Genomic DNA, 18694 nt, shown 5'->3' with positions numbered 1-18694 from the left:
TGCTGCCCGGGGTATCAGCGGTGTTTCCGTTCGACAGGCCGGAAAAGCGCTGCTAGAAGCCCGCGCCACAGACAGGATTCCATGAAATTGGCTGAAGACATCGAACAAGCGGTATCGCGCCGCCGCACTTTCGCGATCATTGCCCACCCCGACGCCGGCAAGACGACGCTCACCGAAAAACTGCTTTTGTTCGGCGGCGCCATCCAGCTTGCCGGCGAGGTCAAGGCCAAGAAGGACCGCATCCAGACCCGCTCGGACTGGATGAAGATCGAACGCGAGCGCGGCATTTCGGTGGTCACCTCGGTGATGACCTTCGAATACGAGGACACCGTCTTCAACCTGCTCGACACGCCCGGCCACGAGGATTTCGCCGACGACACCTATCGCACGCTGTCGGCGGTCGACAGCGCCGTCATGGTGATCGACGCCGCCAAGGGCATCGAGCCGCGCACGCTGAAACTGTTCGAGGTCTGCCGGCTGCGCGACATCCCGATCATCACCTTCGTCAACAAAATGGACCGCGAAAGCCGAGATCCATTCGACATCCTCGATGAGATCGAGCAGAAGCTGGCACTGGATACAGCACCGATCACCTGGCCGATCGGCCGCGGCAAGACCTTTTCCGGGACCTACCATCTGGCGCTGAACGCGGTGCGCAAGGGCGACGCCGAAAAGGAGCGCACGCCGGTCAATGGACCCGATTCCAACCGCGTCGCCGGCCTGTTGCCGGAGAACGAGCGCGAGGCCTTCATCGAGGAGCTGGAGCTGGCGCGCGCGGCCTGTCGCCCGCTCGACCTCGATGCCTTCCGCGAGGGCCATTTGACGCCGGTCTATTTCGGCTCGGCGCTGCGCAATTACGGCGTGCGCGACCTGATCGAGGCGCTCGGCGCCTACGGGCCGCCGCCGCGCGCGCAGGAGGCCGACAGCCGCAAGGTCGAGGCGACCGAGGACAAGATGACCTCCTTCGTCTTCAAGATCCAGGCCAATATGGACCCCAACCATCGCGACCGCATCGCTTTCGTCCGCGTCTGCTCCGGCAAGCTCGAGCGCGGCATGAAGGCCAAGCTGGTGCGCACGGGAAAACCGATGAGCCTGTCGGCACCGCAATTCTTCTTCGCCCGCACCCGCGTCACGGCCGACGAGGCGTTCGCCGGCGATGTCGTCGGCATCCCCAACCACGGCACGCTGCGCATCGGCGACACGCTGACCGAAGGCGAGGAGATCCTGTTTCGCGGCGTGCCGAATTTCGCGCCTGAAATCCTGCGCCGCGTTCGCCTCGGCGATGCCATGAAAGCCAAGAAGCTCAAGGAAGCGCTGCACCAGATGGCCGAGGAAGGCGTCGTGCAATTGTTCTCGCCGGAGGACGGCTCGCCAGCCATCGTCGGCGTCGTCGGCGCCCTGCAGCTCGACGTCTTGAAGGAGCGGCTAAACTTCGAATACACACTGCCGGTCGATTTCGAGATGTCGCGCTTTTCCGTCTGCCGCTGGATATCGGCCGACGACAAGGCCGAACTCCAGCGCTTCATCGAGGCGCATCGCGGCGACATCGCGCGCGATCTCGACAACGATCCGGTGTTCCTCGCCCAGCACGCCTTCTCACTCAACTACGAGGCCGAGCGCTGGAAGGCGATCCGCTTCACCGCGGTCAAGGATTATCAGGTCCGCGACAGGGCGGCTTGAGCTGTTGGTTTTCCCTTCTCCCCTTGTGGGAGAAGGTGTCGCCGAAGGCGACGGATGAGGGGTGTTCCAGAAAACACCAACGTCTCATTCCGTCCCACACCCCTCAACCGTCTCGGCGCTTCGCGCCGATCCACCTTCTCCCACAGGGGGAGAAGGCAAGATCGCGTTCCATTCACCCCTTGGCTGCCTCTTCGATCTTGGCGATGTCGATCTTGCTCATCTGCATCATCGCCTGCATCACGCGGCCAGCCTTTTCCGTGTCGGGGTCCAGCAGCAGCCTGGGCAGCTGTTCGGGAACGACCTGCCAGGAGAGGCCGAATCTGTCCTTCAGCCAGCTGCACTGGCTGGGCTGGCCACCGCCCGCGATGAGCCTGTCCCAGAAATAGTCGACCTCTTCCTGCGTCTTGCAGTCGATGGAGAGCGAGACTGCCTGGGTGAACTTGAATTGCGGGCCGCCGTTGAGCGCCTGGAACTGAACGCCGTCGAGCTCGAATGAGACCATCAGCACCTTGCCCTCATTATCGCCGCTGCCCTTGGGCCAGCGCATCACGCTCAGCACCTTCGAATTCTTGAAGATGGAGATGTAATGGTTCATGGCCTCCTCGGCCTGGTCGTCGAACCACAGGCAGGGGGTGATCTTTTGCATTCGCTTGCTCCTCGGGCTGGTTTTGGCTTGTTTCGCTCGCAAACGGCCGGCTGGCAATTGATGCCCGGTCCGCCGTCTGCTCAAGGACGCTCGAGCAAACCACGATCCGACAGCGCTTCTGACTTTTTTACGGCCTGGACCGGCTGCGTCTTTGGCTGGCCGCTCGTTCCGCATCCTGGCGCAGCGCAAAATTGTGGCCAGACCAGAGTGTGCCGTCTATAAGGCCTGCGGCTCAATTCCGGTTTTCCGCACCTTTGGGCGCGACGCAGACAGCAAGGACAGTTCAATGCCCGCCTACCGTTCCCGCACCACCACCCATGGCCGCAACATGGCCGGCGCCCGCGGCCTGTGGCGCGCTACCGGCATGAAGGATTCGGATTTCGGCAAGCCGATCATTGCCGTGGTCAATTCCTTCACCCAATTCGTGCCGGGCCATGTCCATTTGAAGGATCTCGGCCAGCTGGTTGCCCGCGAGATCGAAAAAGCCGGCGGCGTTGCCAAGGAGTTCAACACCATTGCCGTCGATGACGGCATCGCCATGGGCCATGACGGCATGCTCTATTCGCTGCCGTCGCGCGAATTGATCGCCGACTCGGTCGAATACATGGTCAACGCGCACTGCGCCGACGCGATGGTCTGCATCTCGAATTGCGACAAGATCACGCCCGGCATGCTGATGGCGTCGCTGCGCCTCAACATCCCGACCGTCTTCGTCTCCGGCGGGCCGATGGAGGCCGGCAAGGTGGTGCTCGCCGGCAAGACCCAGGCGCTTGACCTGGTCGACGCCATGGTCGCAGCCGCCGACGACAAGGTGTCCGACGAGGACGTCAGGATCATCGAGCGCTCGGCCTGTCCGACCTGTGGCTCCTGCTCCGGCATGTTCACCGCCAATTCGATGAACTGCCTGACCGAGGCGCTCGGCCTCTCGCTGCCCGGCAACGGCTCGACGTTGGCCACGCACGCCGACCGCAAGCGGCTGTTTGTCGAGGCCGGTCATCTGATCGTCGATCTCGCCCAGCGCTATTACGAGCAGGACGATGACACCGCGCTGCCGCGCAGCATCGCCTCGAAGGGCGCCTTCGAGAACGCCATGACGCTCGACATCGCCATGGGCGGCTCGACCAACACGGTCCTGCACATCCTCGCCGCGGCACATGAGGGCGAGGTCGACTTCACCATGGAGGATATCGACCGGCTGTCGCGGCGGGTGCCGGTGCTGTGCAAGGTGGCTCCGGCCAAGGCTGACGTCCACATGGAGGATGTCCATCGCGCCGGCGGCATCATGGCCATCCTCGGCCAGTTGGATAGCGCCGGGCTGATCAACCGCGACCTGCCGACGGTGCACACCGCAAGCCTCGGCGAAGCGCTCGATCATTGGGACATTTCGCGCACCACCAGCCAGAATGTCCGCGATTTCTTCCTGGCGGCACCCGGCGGCGTGCCGACGCAAGTCGCGTTCAGCCAGGACCGCCGCTGGGACGATCTCGATCTCGACCGCGAGAAGGGCGTCATCCGCTCGGCCGAACATCCTTTCTCCAGGGATGGCGGCCTTGCCGTGCTGAAAGGCAATCTGGCACTCGATGGCTGCATCGTGAAGACGGCGGGCGTCGATGAATCGATCCTGAAATTCACCGGTCCGGCAAGAGTGTTCGAAAGTCAGGACGCCAGCGTCAAGGCGATCCTGTCGAACGAGATCAAGGCCGGCGATGTCGTCGTCATCCGCTATGAAGGGCCACGCGGCGGACCCGGCATGCAGGAAATGCTCTACCCGACCAGCTATTTGAAGTCGAAAGGCCTCGGCAAAGCCTGCGCACTGATCACCGACGGTCGTTTTTCCGGCGGCACCTCCGGCCTGTCGATCGGCCATGTCTCGCCGGAAGCCGCGGAAGGCGGTCTGATCGGGCTGGTCAGGGAAGGCGACACGATCGAGATCGATATCCCCAACCGCACCATCAGGCTTGCTGTCGACGACGCCGAACTCATCGCCCGTCGCGCCGCGATGGAGGCCAGGGGAACGGCTGCCTGGAAGCCCGAAGAAAAGCGCAAGCGCAAGGTGACGACGGCCTTGCGCGCCTATGCGGCGATGGCGACAAGTGCCGCCAAGGGGGCGGTGCGGTACGTGCCGGAATAGAGGCTTTTCCTTCTCCCCTTCTGGGAGAAGGTGGATTGGCGCGCAGCGCCAAGACGGTTGAGGGGTGCTGGACGGAGTGTCGTCGGCGCCAAGCTGGAACACCCCTCATCCGGCCGCTTCGCGGCTACCTTCTTCCACAAGGGGAGAAGGGAAGGGCCGCGCCTGAAGGTTGTGCCTTGCGGCAGCACGGCTGCATGGAAAGAAACGGCTTTTTTGAACGAGGTGGCGCTAGATGGATTTTGACCTTGTGGTGCGCGGCGGGACGCTGCCCGACGGCAGGATCGCGGATATCGGCATCGTCGGCGAAACGATCGCAGCGATAGAGCCCGAGCTGAACGTCAGCGCCGGCACGGCGATCGATGCCCATGGCAATCTGGTCTCGCCGCCCTTCGTCGATCCGCATTTCCATATGGACGCCACGCTTTCGCTCGGCATTCCGCGCATCAATGTCTCGGGCACGCTGCTCGAAGGCATCTCGCTTTGGGGCGAGTTGAAGCCGCTTCTGACCCACGAAGCGGTGCGCGACCGTGCGCTCGCCTATTGCGACTGGGCGGTGTCGATGGGCCTGCTCGCCATCCGCACCCATGTCGATGTTTGCGACGACCGCCTGCTGGCGGTCGAGGCGCTGCTCGATGTGAAGAAGACGGTTGGCCCCTATATCGACCTGCAGCTGGTCGCCTTCCCGCAGGACGGGTTTTACCGCTCGCCGACGGCGCGCGACAACACCATCCGGGCGCTCGACATAGGCGTCGATGTCGTCGGCGGCATTCCGCATTTCGAGCGCACAATGGCCGACGGTACGCGCTCCGTCACCGAGCTCTGCGAAATCGCGGCGAAGCGCGGCCTGATGGTCGACTTGCATTGCGACGAGACCGACGATCCGCTGTCGCGCCACATCGAGCAGCTTGCCTATGAGACGCAACGGCTCGGGTTGCAGGGCAGAGTGGCCGGCTCGCACCTGACATCGATGCATTCGATGGATAATTACTACGTTTCGAAGCTATTGCCGCTGATTGCCGAGGCCGGCGTTTCGGCGATCCCCAATCCGCTGATCAACATCATGCTGCAGGGCCGCCACGACACCTTTCCCAAGCGCCGCGGACTGACGCGGGTCAAGGAGATGCTGGCGCAAGGCATCCGCGTCGGCTGGGGCCAGGATTGCGTGCTCGACCCCTGGTATTCGCTGGGCACCGCAGACATGCTCGACGTCGCCTTCATGGGCCTGCATGTCGCGCAGATGTCGAGCCCGGCCGAGATGGCGCGCTGCTTCGACATGGTCACCAACGTCAATGCAGCCATCATGGGCCTCGATCACCTTGGCCTGGCCGTCGGCAAGCGCGCCAGCCTGGTCGTTCTCGATGCCGGCAATCCGGTCGAAGCGCTGCGGCTGCGCCCCGAGCGCCTCTGCGTCATCGCCAGAGGCAAGGTGGTGGGCGAGCGGAGCCGGCAGGACACGCGGCTTTCGATCGCCGGAAGGCCGGGCACGGTGAACCGGCGCCACGCTTAAAGCGCGTCGCGTTTGAACGGACCCACGCGACGCGCTTTAAGGTCTTGTTTTTAAGCGTGTCGTTATCGCAAAACCGCTGCACACTTTTGCGCGACATGCATTAGTCCAGCCGATTTCCGGCGCTGGTCTTACCGAATTCTCGATTTTCGCCTCGTCATGGCCGCAGCTTGCGACTACGACGCGGGTCACCGTACCCCACGGCGAGAACCGGTAACGGAATGGCGCAGCCCGCAGCCCAGTACTCAACGATCATGAACGTGCTGCTGGCCGGCATCCTGCTGATGCTCGCCGGCGACTTCCTGTTTGCGCTGAACGACGCGATGGGCAAGTGGCTGGTCGCCAGTTTTTCCGTCGGCCAGGTCGTGCTGATCCGCTCGATCGGCGCGTTTTTCATACTCGGGCCGATGATTGCACATCAGGGTGCGGCCAAGCTGTTTCGCATGGAGCGGCCGGAGCTGCAGCTGCTTCGCGTGGTGATGACGACGCTCGACACGGCGCTGTTCTACGCGGCGGTCGTCTATCTGCCACTCGCCGATGTGATGAGTTTTTACATGGCCGGGCCGATCTATGTCGCGGCGCTGTCGCACTTCCTGCTCGGCGAAAGGGTCGGCTGGCGCCGCTGGGCGGCTATCCTGGTCGGTTTCTGCGGCGTGCTGATCATGCTGAAGCCATCCTCGGCCGCGTTCTCCCTGTCGTCGATGTTCGCGCTCGCCGGCAGCATTTCATTTGCCTTCGCCATCATCCTCAACCGGCGGCTGCGCGGCACCAGCGACACTTCGCTGGTCACCTGGCAAACCATCGGCACGCTGCTGGTCGGCGCTGCGTTGACCATAGGCAGTTGGAAGACGCCGTCATCGCTCGATTTCGGCGCCATGCTGCTTCTCGGCGTCGTCTCCTGCGGCGCGCACCTGATGATCACCCGGGCGTTGAAGCTTGCCCCTGCCTCGACCTTGGCGCCGCTGCATTACAGCCTGCTATTGTGGGCAGTGGTCTTCGGCCTGGCCTTCTTCGGCGATGTGCCTGGGCCGCGTATCCTGGTCGGCTCGGCCATCGTCGTGCTGGCCGGCCTGTTCATCTTCCACCGCCAGAAGGTGGTCGACACGGTACCGCCCGAAAACGTTCCGAAGGGTGTGAATTAACCCCGGCGCACCGCTGCGAGATGCCGCGAAAATTCCGGCATCTCCATCAGTGCCTTGCAGCGCGCAAACCGGCCGTCGGCATAGGCGCGAAAGTCGTCGGCCGGATTTTTGTTGGCAAGCTGGATCAGTCCCCACAGCGTCCACAGCAGGTCGCACATCGCCTTGTAGATGACGATGCGGGCGCGCTCCGCCGGTCTCGGCTCGCCGCCGAAATAGGCCAGCGTCATCTCCTCGTCCTGCGCGGCGTCGAATTGCCCTTCCACGCTGAGGTCGCCGAGATCCCAGAGCGGATCGTTCATGCCGGAATATTCCCAGTCGACGATCCACATCCTGTCGCCCGTATCGAGAAAGTTTTCGCAGAGCGGGTCGCAGTGGCAGGCGACGATCGGCAGAGGTTGAGCCGCAAGTGCTGAGCGCACTGCCTCCGCCTCGCGGACCACATCGTGGTAGCCGGCAGGCAGGGCGACGTCCTTGGTTGACAGCACTTTCAGATAATCGTCGATCATCGCAAACAGCTCGAAGCGGAAGGGGAACACCGCGCCGGATGTGTGCAGTTTGCGAAAGGCCTTGCCGGCGCGTGCCGGGCTGCCCGGCCGAGTCTTGAACTTTTCCGGTGACATCGTCTCGGCACCGGCAACGAAGCGGGTCACCAACACGCCGGTCTCGGCATCGACATGCAGCACTTCGGGACTGACGCCTGCCTTCGCCGCTTCCCGCGCCGCCACTGCCTCGTTGGCGCGGTTGATGTATTCCTCGGTGCCCTTGCCGGGGATACGCAGGCAGAAATCCTTACCCCTGAAGACGAGGTTGGTGAGACCGCCGAGCCGTTCCAGAGGGCCGTCATAGCCGGCCAGCATCGGAATGGCCGCAAGTGCGGCGCGCGCCCGGTCGTCCGCCATGGATTTCGCTCCTTTCCCCGTGTTATTGGGACCACGACGGTTCCACAGTTTTCGCCGTTTGGCTATGATCGCGTTGCGGATCGATACCAGGCGACGGAAAGCGATGACGGACAGCAATCAGCAGAGCGCACTCGCCGCAGCCTATGCGGCGAAGCGGCCGGAAGACGTCGCGGCGCTCTACGACAGTTGGGCAGGCACCTATGACGCCGACATGTCGGCGGCTGGCTATCGCCATCCCACCATCTGCCTTGCCTTGCTGGCCCGCCATCTGCCGCGCGGCGCCGCTCCTCTGCTCGATGCCGGCGCCGGCACCGGGCTCATCGGCGAATGGCTTGCCATTACCGGTTATCCGCAGGTCGAGGCGCTCGACATCTCGGAAGGCATGCTGGCGCAAGCCGCGCGCAAGGGCGTCTATTCGGCGCTGCACTGCCTGGCGCTTGGCGGACCGCTGCCCTTCGTGGACGACGCCTATGCCGGGATCATCTCAGCCGGCGTCTTCACGTCCGGTCATGTCGGGGCCGAGGGTCTGGACGAGCTGATCCGCATCTGCCGGCCGGGCGGGGTGATCGTGCTGACAGTGAAGAACACGCTGTGGGATGCCGGGTTTGCCGCGCGGATCGCCGATCTCGAGGCGCAAGGCACCGTCACGCGCGCCGAAGAGACGCCGTCCTATGTTTCGATGCCAGGCGAGGCCGATACCGTGCCGAGCCGGGGGCTGGTGCTCATCGTGAACTGAGGCTGAAACCGAAAGGCTCTACGCCTTCACCTTTGCTCCTGCCGGATCGTAAAGCGGCTCGAGGTGTATCTTAGCCGGCGTCCGTTCCATTGCCACCACCAGCTCGTAGTTGCCGGAAGTGAGGAAATCATCGTTGACGCCATCGGCATTGCGCACATAGCCGTAGCCGATGTTCTTGCCGATGGTGTAGCCATAGCCGCCGCTGGTGAGATAACCGACCGCCTCGCCGTTGCGCAGGATGGTCTCGCGCCCGAGCAGCACGACGTCCGGATCATCGACAGTGAAGCCGGCAAAGCGTTTCCCGAGCGCCGCGCCGTCGAGCTTTTCCAGAGCCCGCCGGCCGAGGAAATCGGTGTTCTTCCTGAGCTTCACCGCCCAGCCGAGGCCGGCCTCCTGCGGCGTGTCGTTGGGCGTGATGTCGGCGCCCCAGGCGCGGTAGCCCTTTTCCAGCCGCAGCGATTCCAGCGCCCGATAGCCGACCGGGCGAATGTCGTGGACAGCGCCCGCCGTCATCAGCGCGTCGAAAACCTCGCCCGTCGCCGCGATCGGCGCATGCAGTTCCCAGCCGAGTTCGCCGACATAGGTGACGCGCAGTGCCCGGATGGCATGACCGGCAATGGCGATCTCGCGAACATGGCCGAATGGAAAGGCGGCATTCGAGACGTCGGCATCGGTCACCGCTGACAGCACGTCACGGGCGCGCGGCCCCATCAGCGACAATGTGCCGAAATCCTCCGTGACGTCGGTCAGCATCACGTCGAACTCCCTGCCGATATGATCGGCAATCCAGGAGAAATCATGCGTGCGGAAACCGGTGCCGGTGACCACGTAGAATTTTTCCTCACCGAGCCTCGCCACGGTCAAATCGGCCTCGATGCCGCCGCGCGTATTGAGGAGCTGCGTGTAGGTCAGCCGGCCGACCGGCTTGGCGACGTCGTTGGCGCAGATCCAGTCCAGCGCCTTCAGCGCGTCCGGTCCGATCATTTCGTATTTGGCAAAAGACGACTGGTCGAAAATGCCGATCTTTTCGCGCACGTGGCGGTGTTCGTCGCCAACCGCCGGGAACCAGTTCTGCCGGCCCATCGAATAGACGTCCTTCGGCTCAATGCCTTCCGGCGCGAACCAGTTCGGCCGCTCCCAGCCAAGTTTCGAGCCGAACACGGCGCGATGTTTTTGCAGCCGCTCGTACAAAGGCGACACGATGCGCGGCCGGCCGCTGACATATTCCTCATGCGGGAAGCCGATCGTGTAGTGCTTGCCATAGGCTTCCAGCGTGCGGTCGCGGACCCATTGCCGGTCGCGGTGGAGATCGGAGAAGCGGCGGATGTCGACCACCCACAGATCGAGCGGCGCCTCGCCATCGACGACCCATTGCGCCAGCACCCAGCCGGCGCCGCCGCCGGACGCGATGCCGAAGGCATTGAAGCCGGCGCCGACGAACATATTGGCGCATTCCGGCGCCACACCGAGGATGAAATTGCCATCCGGCGTAAAGCTCTCCGGCCCGTTGATCATCTGCTTGACGCCGGCATTGGCGAGCGCCGGGACACGCTCGATCGCCTGGCTCATATGCTGCTCGAAATGATCGTAATCATCGTCGAACAGCCGGAACTCCCAATCGTCCGGCACATCGCCGCCCGGCAGACCGGTCGTCCATGCCTGCGGGTTCGGCTCGTAGCCGCCCATCACCAACCCGCCGACCTCCTCCTTGAAATAGGTGCGGCGATCGGGGTCGCGAATTGTCGGCGCGTCGGTCGGCAGGCCATCAATCTTTTCGGTGATGATGTACTGGTGCTTCACGGGCTGCAGCGGCACGTTGATGCCGGCCAGCGCACCCACCTGCCGCGCCCATTGCCCGGCGCAGTTCACCACCTTGTCGCAGGCGATATCGCCCTTGCTGGTCTTTACCGTGGTGATGCGGCCGTCTCTCATTTCAAAGCCGGTGACCCGCACCTCCTCGAACAATTTGGCGCCATGCATGCGCGCGCCCTTGGCCAGTGACTGGGTGATGTCGGAAGGGCTTGCCTGACCGTCGGTCGGCAGCCAGGACGCGCCGACGAGGTCGCCGGTTTCCATCAGCGGCCACATCTCCTTGACCTCGGCCGGCGACAGCAGATGCATGTCCATGCCGAAGCTCTTGGCCGTCGTTGCCAGCCGCTTATACTCGGTCCAGCGGTCGGCATTGGTGGCGAGGCGCAGGCAGCCAGTCATCTTCCAGCCGGTGGCGAGGCCGGTTTCGGCTTCCAGCCCCTTGTAGAGATCGACCGAATATTTGAGCACGCGCGTGATCGACGCCGACGAGCGTAGCTGGCCGACCAGCCCGGCAGCATGCCAGGTCGAACCCGAGGTCAGTTTGCCCTGTTCGAGCAGCACGATTTCGGCCTTGTGGTCGCGCGCCAGATGATAGGCCGTCGAACAGCCGATGATGCCACCGCCGATGACGACGATCCCGGCCTGGGCGGGCAAGGTCATGTCCGCGTCCCGTATTTTGTCCTGTAGTTTTCCAGGGCGGCTTCGAGCCGCGCCAGGTTTTCGTCGGCGTAGGCGGCGTAGTCGACACCGGGCGCGTCGAGGTAAAGCTCGGAAACCATGCCCCACATCGCCTCACGCAGCAGCGACGCGCATTGCATGGCGGCGTGCGAGCGCCGTATCGCCGGGTCTGGCTCCTTCATGAAATAGACGGTCAGGAAGGCGAAGGACTCCTCGTCGCTCATGCCTGCATTCGACGCCGCGCCGGCAAGGTCGAACATCGCGGTGTTGAAGCCTGCATATTCGAAATCGATGAGCCACAGCCTGTGACCGTCGTCGATTATGTTAGCCGGCAAGAGGTCATTATGGCCGAAGACGATCGGCAGCAGCTTTTGCGCGCGCTCGAGCTCGTCCGCCAGCGTCAGCAGGCGCGGCAGTTCGCCCAGCTTGCGGCTGCGGCTTTCCTCCAGCGTGCGCGCATAGTCGCGAATGACATGGAATACCCAGAACATGAAGCCGGCGCCGGAGACATGACCGGGCATCTCCCGGTGGAAACCGCGCAGCAACGCGGCAACGCGGCCGAGATCGGCGCGCACGTCCTGCGCGACATAGGCCTTGGCGCCGAGATACTCCGTCACCATGACGCCGGGTCCAGTGTAGTGGACGGCCGGAGCGAAGCCTGCCGCGTGCGCTGCCCGCGCCGTCATCATCTCGCGCTCGCGAAAGACATGGTGGAACGGATAGTCCTGGCCGAGCCGCACGACGTGCCGCCCGGCCGCGTCCTTGACCAGATAATTGGCATTGCTCAGCCCGCCCGGCAGCGGCGCGATGTCGATGCTGCCGGTCCAGCAAGGCAGCGCACGGATGCGGTCTTCGACAGTCACGATCTCGTCCAACATTGGGTCAATTTTCCACGCATGTCACGGCTGGCCAGCGATGACAATCGGACGGAGGAATGGAGGCAACGCGAAGATCTCGTCGGTGCAGATCTCGGGATCGGTATCCCGCACCGCACCGACGAGCCCCTTTGTGCCGGGTTCTTCGACGCCGGCATCCGCCCCCGCGGATCCTGAATTTCGGTACCCTTGCACCCGACGATCTCCCGGGTGTTCGGGCAAGCGATTTTTCGTGCGGCTCAGCCTCCGTCCTCCGTTCCGAGCCTGTCACAGCGATAATGTCGCGCCACGCTGGAGGCGTTGTCAACGCGAAATTGTGGTATTTTCTGGTTTTTTGCCCGAATTTTGCTAAATTCCTTGGAGTTAGTGGCATTTATGCCGTAGAAGCGGTCAGCGGTGCAACAATCCGACCGGATGGAGCCGATGGTCCACTCGAAGCGGCATGGCGAAATCCTGCGCCTCCTCAAGGAGGAAGGCACCGTGACCATTGCGAGCCTGGCCAACCGGCTGGGCGTCTCGCTGGAGACAGTACGCCGCGACGTCAAGCCACTGACCAGCGACGGTTCCATCCTCAAGATGCACGGCGCCGTCGGCCTGCCGTCGATTGCCGGCGAAGCGCCGTTCGAGCGGCGCATGCGCGAGAACGCCGATGCCAAGCGGGCAATAGCGCGCATGGTCGCCGCCACCATCCGCGACGGCGAATCGATCATGCTCGACACCGGCACCACCACCTCTTTCCTGGCCCGGGAACTGCTCGGCCACCGGCGGCTGACGGTCGTCACCAACTCCTCCGACATCGCCCGCACGCTGGCCACCGTCAACGGCAATAAGGTCTACATGGCCGGCGGCGAGCTGCGCAGCGATTCCGGTGCTGCCTTCGGCGTCTCGGCCATCGAATTCGTCAGCCGCTTTTCCGTCAGCCATGCAGTGATATCGACCGGTGCGGTCGATGCCGTCACCGGCGTCATGGACTATGATCTGGAAGAGGCCGAATTCGCCCGCATGGTGCTGTCGCGCGGCCAGCGTTCGCTTGTCGTCACCGACCACAGCAAATTCGGCCGCCAGGGCCTTGTTCAGGTCTGCGGCTTCGGCGGCTTTTCCGAACTCGCGACCGACCGTCCGCCGCCGCACGACATCGCCGCCGCCCTTGCCCAGGCCGGCGCACGGCTCAGCATTGCCGATGGCGGAAGCGAGGGCTGAGCTCTATCGGGAGCACCATCGGGAGATCTGCGCCAGCACCCACTTCCCAGCGCCGCCTCTGCCGTGTTTAGTCCGGCCATGGCTTTCACCATCCGCCAATTGCAGTTCTTCATCGCCGTCGCCGAGCAGGGCACAGTGTCGGGCGCCGCCCAGAACCTGTCGATCTCGCAATCCTCGGTCACCGAGGCGATCAAGGAGCTGGAGCACGATCTCGGCGTCGAGCTGTTCGAGCGCCACCCGCGCGGCTTGAACATCACCCACAAAGGCCACCAGTTCCTGCGCCATGCGAGAAAGATCCTGGCCGACGTTTCCGATGCGCGCCGCGCCTTCTTCGGCGAACAGGCCGCGGCAAGCGGGCGGCTGCAACTTGGCGTCACCTCGCTGGTCGCCGGCTATGTGCTTTCCGATCTTCTTGCCCGCTACCGCCGCGCCTATCCGGGTGTCGAGGTCTCGGCGATCGAGGACAATGGCGACTATCTCGAGCACCTGTTAATTGGCGGCAAGCTCGACATTGCCGTCATGGTCACCTCGAACCTGCGCGACCGCACGGCACTGCAGTGCGAAATCCTCGAAGTCTCGGCCTATCGGCTGTGGCTGCCGCTCGGCCATCCCTTGGCCGGTGCCGACATCATCGGCATCGGCGACATCGCCTCGGAACCGCTGATCATGCTGACCGTCGACGAGATCGAGGAGAACACCGGAAAGCTGCTGACGGCAATCGGCGCCAAGCCGCATGTCGCCTTCCGCACCCGCTCGGTCGAAGCGGTGCGCAGCCTCGTCGCTACCGGCGCCGGCGTGGCGCTGCTGCCCGACCTCGTCTACCGGCCATGGTCGCTGGAAGGCGACCGCATCGAATCGCGCGATATTTCGGGGTCGTTACCAGTCGTCCAGGTCGGCATGGTCTGGCGGCGCGGCTCCGGCCTGCCGCAGGCGGCGCGCGACTTCATCGGACTTGCCCAGTCGCAGCGCATGGTGCGCCAACGGCCCGAGAAGATCGGCCGCTGACGTATCGGAAAAACCGATATCGGCTTTCTGATAAATGAATTTGCGAAACCGGAAATTTCGCAGCACTTTTCGGTCAGGGAACAAAGCTGCCGTTAGAGCGACGTGCGTCCAATTGGACGCACATAGTACGCTCTAAGACTTTTAGTTTTCGCATCGGGCTTTCAGAGCCGCGCATCCAACGTTTTTGAACGGGCGCATGATCTTCTTCCGAAACCCGAAACCGGTTTCGAGGTCATGCAAAATGGGAGATCGACGATGAATTCATTGCTGAAATCATGCACTGCCTTAACGGTCGCGCTGAGCTTCTCCGGCCAGGCCATCGCCCAGGTCAAGGAGCTCGGCAAAGGCGAAGGCGAGGTCAATATCGTCGCCTGGCCGGGCTATATCGAGCGCGGCGAAACCGACAAGGGCTATGATTGGGTCACGTCCTTCGAGAAGGAAACCGGCTGCAAGGTCAACGTCAAGACCGCTAACACCTCCGACGAGATGGTCTCGCTGATGAACGAGGGCGGTTTCGACCTGGTCACCGCCTCGGGCGATGCCTCGCTGCGTCTGGTCGCCGGCAAGCGCGTCCAGCCGATCAACACCGACCTCATCCCGAGCTGGAAGACGGTCGACGACCGGCTGAAGGATGCGCCCTGGTTCACCGTCGGCGGAGTCCATTACGGCGTCCCCTATCAGTGGGGGCCGAACGTGCTGATGTACAACACCGAAGTGTTCAAGGAGGCGCCGAAGAGCTGGAACGTGGTCTTCGAGGAAATGAAGCTTCCCGACGGCAAGTCGAACAAGGGCCGCGTCCAGGCCTATGACGGGCCGATCCACATCGCCGACGCCGCCAATTACCTGATGGCTCACAAACCGGAGCTCGGCATCAAGGATCCGTACGAACTGACCGAGGATCAGTACAAGGCGGCGCTCGACCTGCTGCGGGTCCAGCGTACGCTGGTCGGACGCTATTGGCACGACGCCGCCATCCAGGTCGACGATTTCCAGAACGAAGGCGTCGTCGCCTCCGGTTCTTGGCCCTACCAGGTCAACACGCTGATCGCGGCCAAGAAGCCGGTCGCCTCGACTATCCCCGAGGAGGGCGTCACCGGCTGGGCCGATACCACGATGATGGAGGCCGATGCTGCCCACCCGAACTGCGCCTACATGTGGATGGAGCATTCGCTGTCGCCAAAAGTGCAGGGCGACGTCTCCGCCTGGTTCGGCTCGCTGCCGGTGGTGCCCGCCGCCTGCAAGGGCAACGAACTGCTCGGCGAAGAAGGCTGCAAGACCAACGGGTACGACAATTTCGACAAGATCAAGTTCTGGAAGACGCCGGTCTCGAAATGCGCCACCCAGAACGACCAGTGCGTGCCCTATTACCGCTGGGTGTCGGACTATATCGGCGTCATCGGCGGGCGGTGAGTTCGCCTCACCTACGAAGCTCGGCGCTGCCCCTCACCCTTACCCTCTCCCCGTGAAGAACGGGGGGTCGCCAGCGTTGGAGCACCTCCCTTCTCCCCGTCCACTATACGAGGAGAAGGTGCCGGCAGGCGGATGAGAGGCAGCACTACCGCCTGAAATTTGATGAGCCTGACAGATCAGGACAGCCCCATGACCTCCGCCGTTTCCTTCCAAAACGTCTCTCGCCATTTCGGCAGCGTGCGTGCCGTCGACGCGGTCGATCTCGACATCGTGCCGGGCGAGTTCTTCGCCATGCTCGGGCCTTCCGGCTCGGGCAAGACGACGTGCCTGCGCCTCATCGCCGGTTTCGAGCAGCCGACGGCGGGCTCGATCTCGATCTTCGGCGAACGCGCCGAGGGCGTGCCGCCCTATCGCCGCAACGTCAACACCGTGTTCCAGGATTATGCGCTGTTCCCGCATCTCAACGTGCTCGACAACGTCGCCTATGGGCTGATGGTCAAGGGCGTCGGCAGACCGGAGCGGCAAAAGGCGGCGGAAGAAGCGCTGGCGCTGGTGCGGCTTCCCGGCTACGGCGCCCGTCGCCCTGGCCAGCTTTCCGGCGGCCAGCGCCAGCGCGTCGCGCTCGCCCGTGCGCTGGTCAACCAGCCCAAGGTGCTGTTGCTCGACGAGCCGCTCGGCGCCCTCGACCTCAAGCTTCGCGAAAACATGCAGGAGGAGTTGAAATCGCTGCAGAAGGCGCTCGGCATCACCTTCGTGTTCGTCACCCACGACCAGGGCGAAGCGCTGTCGATGGCCGACCGCGTGGCCGTCTTCAATGACGGCAAGATCATGCAGATCGGCACGCCGGAAGACATCTACCAGCGCCCCAAGACCCGCTTCGTCGCCGATTTCGTCGGCTCGTCCAACGTGCTGCCGCCGGATTTCGTCCAGCGCTATGCCGGCCAGCATCGCTGGGGCAGCCTGCGGCCCGAATCCATCCGTATTGGCCGGGCCAACGGCGAAGGGGTTGCCGCCCGCCTGGTCTCGACCAACTATCTCGGCGCCACGACAAGACTGGCGCTCGATGCAGAGGGCTTGCGGCTGCATGCCATCGTGCCGGCGGGTGCTGCCTTGCCCCGGGAAGGCGAGGCGGTGGTGCTCACCTTCAACCGCGAGCATTTGCATCTGATGGACGAGCCAGGATGAGCCTGGACGCTGCCATGCCGCGGGCCACGGCCCCCGCCATCCTGCCGGGTAGTGGCGGCGTACGCGGCGGGCTCTCCGATCTCTTCTGGCGCCGGCCGCAATTCTTGCTGCTCCTGATGCTGCTACCCCCGGTTCTTTGGCTCGGCATCGTCTATATCGGCTCGCTGTTTGCGCTGCTTTTGCAGAGCTTCTTTTCGATCGATGAGTTCTCCGGCCTCATCAACCGCGAGTTCACGCTGAAGACTTATGGCGACCTGCTGCAGGCCGCCAATCTCGACATCATCCTGCGCACGGTGACGATGGCGGCGCTGGTGACGCTGGCTGCGGCGGTCATCGCCTTTCCCATCGCCTATTACGCGGCGCGCTATGCGCGTGGCCGTTGGAAGGCGCTGTTTTATCTCGGCGTCATGCTGCCGCTGTGGTCGAGCTACCTGGTCAAGATCTATGCCTGGAAGCTGATCCTGGCCAAGGAAGGCATCCTGACATGGCTGCTGGCCAAATTGCATCTTCTCTGGCTGCTTGATGCCTGGCTATCGCTGCCGATCGTCGGCGGCAACTCATTGTCGGTCTCCTCAACCGGCACCTTCGTCGTCTTCGTCTATGTCTGGCTGCCATTCATGATCCTGCCGGTGCAGGCCGCACTCGAGCGCGTGCCGGGCAATTTGGTCGAGGCTTCGTCCGATCTCGGCGCCTCGCCCGGCCAGACCTTCGGCAACGTGCTGTTCCCGCTGGCGCTGCCCGGCATCGTTGCCGGCTCGATCTTCACCTTCTCGCTGACGCTCGGCGACTACATCATTCCTCAGATCATCGGCACCTCGCGGCTGTTCATCGGCCAGGCCGTCTATTCGCAGCAAGGCACCGCCGGCAACATCCCGCTCGCCGCCGCCTTTACCGTGGTGCCCATCGTCATCATGGGCTTCTATCTCTGGGGCGCCAAGCGCATGGGGGCTTTCGATGCGCTCTGACCGTGGCCCATCTGCGCCGATCGGCCTGAAGCTCGCTGCCACCGGCGGCCTGCTCTTTCTGCACCTGCCGATCCTGCTGATCTTCGTCTATGCCTTCACCACCGAGGAGAAGAGCTTCGTCTGGCCGCCGCCGGGCCTGACCACGCAATGGTTCGCCGTCACCTGGAACCGCCCCGACGTCTGGCAGGCGCTGTCATTGTCTGTGCGGGTCGCGGCGATCTCGACTGCCATCGCTCTGATCCTCGGCACGCTGTGCGCAGCCGCCGTGTCCCGCACAAAATTCTTCGGCCGCGAAACCATCTCGCTGCTGGTCATCCTGCCGATCGCGCTGCCCGGCATCATCACCGGCATCGCGCTGCGCTCGGCCTTCGCGCTGGCCGAAATCCCGTTCTCGTTCTGGACGATCGTGCTCGGCCACGCCACCTTCTGCGTGGTCGTCGTCTACAACAACGCGGTCGCCCGTTTCCGCCGCACGTCCGGCTCGATGATCGAGGCGTCGATGGATCTCGGCGCCGATGGTTTCCAGACCTTTCGGCATGTCGTGCTGCCCAACATCGCTACCGCGCTGCTGGCCGGCGGCATGCTTGCCTTTGCGCTGTCCTTCGACGAGGTCATCGTCACCACCTTCACCGCCGGCCAGCAGCAGACGGTGCCGATCTGGATGCTCGAAGAATTGATCCGTCCGCGCCAGCGTCCGGTCACCAATGTCGTGGCGATGGTGGTAGTGCTGGTGACGCTGCTCCCCATCCTCGCTGCCTATTACCTGACCCGCGACGGCGACCAGATCGCCGGTTCGGGCAAATGATCTCGTTCATAAGGGAGAGAC

At 63.7% G+C, this 18694-nt stretch carries 15 protein-coding genes; 11 read left to right on the top strand and 4 right to left on the bottom strand.

Annotated features, from left to right (window positions below; translation table 11 throughout):
• Positions 1 to 87: 87 nt before the first annotated feature.
• Positions 88 to 1680, top strand: a complete 1593-nt coding sequence (locus NKJ20_RS06130) for a peptide chain release factor 3 (protein ID WP_352540500.1) — start codon at positions 88 to 90, stop codon at positions 1678 to 1680.
• Between the two features lie 172 nt (positions 1681 to 1852).
• Here the strand turns inward: NKJ20_RS06130 and NKJ20_RS06125 are convergent, their stop codons facing one another.
• Positions 1853 to 2326: a VOC family protein gene (locus tag NKJ20_RS06125; RefSeq protein WP_352743080.1), complete on the bottom strand. Its 474-nt coding sequence runs from the start codon at positions 2324 to 2326 to the stop codon at positions 1853 to 1855.
• A 286-nt stretch (positions 2327 to 2612) separates the two neighbouring features.
• On the opposite strand from NKJ20_RS06125, the gene ilvD reads away from it, so the two are divergent.
• From ilvD to NKJ20_RS06110, 3 genes are all read left to right on the top strand, one after another.
• Positions 2613 to 4457, top strand: coding sequence for a dihydroxy-acid dehydratase (ilvD, locus tag NKJ20_RS06120; RefSeq protein ID WP_352743079.1), 1845 nt, complete (start codon positions 2613 to 2615; stop codon positions 4455 to 4457).
• Positions 4458 to 4689: 232 nt separating this feature from the next.
• Positions 4690 to 5964 carry an amidohydrolase family protein gene (locus tag NKJ20_RS06115; protein ID WP_352743078.1) on the top strand — a complete coding sequence of 425 codons (1275 nt, stop codon included), beginning with the start codon at positions 4690 to 4692 and terminating at the stop codon, positions 5962 to 5964.
• Between the two features lie 218 nt (positions 5965 to 6182).
• Positions 6183 to 7103: a DMT family transporter gene (locus tag NKJ20_RS06110; RefSeq protein WP_352591158.1), complete on the top strand. Its 921-nt coding sequence runs from the start codon at positions 6183 to 6185 to the stop codon at positions 7101 to 7103.
• On the opposite strand, the gene NKJ20_RS06105 is transcribed toward NKJ20_RS06110, so the two are convergent.
• Complete coding sequence (locus tag NKJ20_RS06105; RefSeq protein ID WP_352591155.1) at positions 7100 to 8002, bottom strand: phosphotransferase; 903 nt, start codon at positions 8000 to 8002, stop codon at positions 7100 to 7102. The two genes, NKJ20_RS06110 and NKJ20_RS06105, sit on opposite strands and share 4 nt — an antisense overlap.
• 103 nt (positions 8003 to 8105) lie before the next feature.
• Here NKJ20_RS06105 and NKJ20_RS06100 point away from each other — a divergent pair, with 103 nt between their 5' ends.
• On the top strand, positions 8106 to 8738 hold the full coding sequence (locus NKJ20_RS06100) for a class I SAM-dependent DNA methyltransferase (protein ID WP_352448485.1): 633 nt from the start codon (positions 8106 to 8108) through the stop codon (positions 8736 to 8738).
• Between the two features lie 18 nt (positions 8739 to 8756).
• On the opposite strand, the gene NKJ20_RS06095 is transcribed toward NKJ20_RS06100, so the two are convergent.
• Together NKJ20_RS06095 and NKJ20_RS06090 are read right to left on the bottom strand one after the other, a co-directional pair.
• Positions 8757 to 11210, bottom strand: coding sequence for a GcvT family protein (locus NKJ20_RS06095; protein ID WP_352743075.1), 2454 nt, complete (start codon positions 11208 to 11210; stop codon positions 8757 to 8759).
• The gene (locus NKJ20_RS06090) at positions 11207 to 12091 is read right to left on the bottom strand and encodes a phosphotransferase (RefSeq protein WP_352743193.1); all 885 of its coding nucleotides are present in this window, start codon (positions 12089 to 12091) and stop codon (positions 11207 to 11209) included. The genes NKJ20_RS06095 and NKJ20_RS06090 overlap by 4 nt, the downstream gene beginning before the upstream one ends.
• A 435-nt stretch (positions 12092 to 12526) precedes the next feature.
• Here NKJ20_RS06090 and NKJ20_RS06085 point away from each other — a divergent pair, with 435 nt between their 5' ends.
• From NKJ20_RS06085 to NKJ20_RS06060, 6 genes are all read left to right on the top strand, one after another.
• Positions 12527 to 13303 (top strand): DeoR/GlpR family DNA-binding transcription regulator, encoded by a 777-nt coding sequence (locus NKJ20_RS06085; protein ID WP_352743073.1) that lies wholly within the window; start codon positions 12527 to 12529, stop codon positions 13301 to 13303.
• Positions 13304 to 13381: 78 nt separating this feature from the next.
• Complete coding sequence (locus tag NKJ20_RS06080; protein ID WP_352743071.1) at positions 13382 to 14308, top strand: LysR family transcriptional regulator; 927 nt, start codon at positions 13382 to 13384, stop codon at positions 14306 to 14308.
• 255 nt (positions 14309 to 14563) lie between these two features.
• The gene (locus NKJ20_RS06075; protein WP_352448482.1) at positions 14564 to 15718 is read left to right on the top strand and encodes an ABC transporter substrate-binding protein; all 1155 of its coding nucleotides are present in this window, start codon (positions 14564 to 14566) and stop codon (positions 15716 to 15718) included.
• Positions 15719 to 15907: 189 nt separating this feature from the next.
• On the top strand, positions 15908 to 16903 hold the full coding sequence (locus tag NKJ20_RS06070) for an ABC transporter ATP-binding protein (protein WP_352448481.1): 996 nt from the start codon (positions 15908 to 15910) through the stop codon (positions 16901 to 16903).
• 14 nt (positions 16904 to 16917) lie between these two features.
• Positions 16918 to 17868, top strand: coding sequence for an ABC transporter permease (locus NKJ20_RS06065; protein ID WP_352448480.1), 951 nt, complete (start codon positions 16918 to 16920; stop codon positions 17866 to 17868).
• Entirely contained in the window at positions 17858 to 18673 is an 816-nt protein-coding gene (locus tag NKJ20_RS06060) for an ABC transporter permease (protein WP_023676345.1), read from the top strand. The genes NKJ20_RS06065 and NKJ20_RS06060 overlap by 11 nt, the downstream gene beginning before the upstream one ends.
• Positions 18674 to 18694: the final 21 nt, after the last annotated feature.

This window comes from Mesorhizobium sp. M0185, assembly GCF_040322175.1.
In the GTDB taxonomy this organism is placed as follows: domain Bacteria; phylum Pseudomonadota; class Alphaproteobacteria; order Rhizobiales; family Rhizobiaceae; genus Mesorhizobium.
Note: the sequence above shows the minus strand (reverse complement) of the source record. Positions and strands in the feature narration are given on the sequence as shown.